The 1,319-nt window shown below is 72.4% G+C and carries 1 protein-coding gene and 1 pseudogene; both read right to left on the reverse strand.

Annotated elements, in window-relative coordinates:
• A partial coding sequence (locus EAO71_RS37315) for a DUF2278 family protein (protein ID WP_147982215.1) occupies positions 1 to 658 on the reverse strand: 658 nt, incomplete at its 3' end.
• Positions 659 to 737: 79 nt separating this feature from the next.
• Positions 738 to 1,160 (reverse strand): annotated as a pseudogene (locus tag EAO71_RS37320) (hypothetical protein); the annotation flags it as partial.
• Between the last annotated feature and the right edge of the window lie 159 nt (positions 1,161 to 1,319).

Here is a 1,319-nt window from a genome sequence, read left to right on the forward strand (position 1 = left end):
GGCCCGCGGCGTCCGTGCGGTCCGCCTGGCTGGAGAACTTGTTCAGGAAGACGTCGTAGCGGCCGTCGGTGCGCTGGGTGACCGTCGCGCCGTCCTGCCAGATGCCGTTCTCCGCCCACCACTGGGATCCCGTCGGGTCTCCCTGGTTCTGGTGGACGTTGTGCATGCCGAGGTCGCCTTCGGGGTCGTCGTCGAAGGGTTCGCCGAAGACGAGGATGCGCCGCCCCGCCTCCAGGATCTCCTCCAGCGCGGCGGCTGCGTCGACGTTGGAGCCCGCGTGCCACGGCCGCGAGCCGAACAGGCCGAGCAGGTCCTGCAGCCAGTCCGGCGGGCGGCGCCGGAAGAGTACGCCGGAGTGGTCCACGAGGGCCGGGTGGCGGAGGTAGTCCAGTGCGCCGGAATCCGGTGTGCGGGCCAGGTCGTGGTAGCCCGGGGCGAGGGCCGCGGCCGGTCCGAGGGAGGCGGCGTCCAGGGTGAACGCCTTCCACTGCACACCCACGTTGGACTTGTGGCTGTCGACGTCGACGGCGCAGTGGTAGCGCCCGGCGGGCGCGTCGACGTCCAGGTTGACGTGGAACCAACGGCCCTGGCTGTCCGGCTGGTCGCGGTGGTACCCGTGGAGCGTCCCCGCGAGCACCCCGTAGCGTGCGAAAGGCATACCGCCAGTGAACCACCGTGAGCGACGGTCCGCCCGCCGATGCTCACGTTCCGTGACCTCCCGGTGAGGGGTGCGGGACTCACGGTCCGAGGGTGAGCACCGGCCGGGTGGTGAAGTCCTCGCAGAGGTCCTCGCCTTCGGGACCGTGGACGAAGTCGGCCATGGAGGGGTTGCGGTTGGCGGTGGCGAGGGGCAGCCAGGCGAGGAGGATGCCGTACCCCCCGCAGACCGACTCACCGCCGTCTCCTCCGTGCACGGCGGTACGGTCGCTGGTCAGCTCCGTGCTGTACGTGTCGTGGGCGATGCGCAGGCCGAAGGCGTTCGGCCCGTGCTGCGGGCCGCCGTGGTCTCCGTAGGGGATGGCGTCGAGGGGGCAGTGGTCGCCCCACCGGAAGAGGGTGTCCGCTCCGGCCCCGCAGGCGTGCTCCCACTCGTCGGAGCTCGGCATCCGGAGGCCGCGCGCCGCGAGGAGGGCAGGCGTCCGAGCGGGAGTGTCGGTCAGGGGGGAACCGACCGTGACCGGAAGCTGCGCGTGACCGCCCACACCGGCGCCCTCCACACCGCCGCCGGCGACCTGCACTGCACGTGGATCGAGGTGTACGACGGCCCCGACTGCGGTTGGACCGGCCACGACGACCCCGACCGCGCGCACGGCACCCTC

Origin of the sequence: Streptomyces sp. MS191 (assembly GCF_008042125.1) — a bacterium.
Taxonomy (GTDB): Bacteria; Actinomycetota; Actinomycetes; order Streptomycetales; family Streptomycetaceae; genus Streptomyces.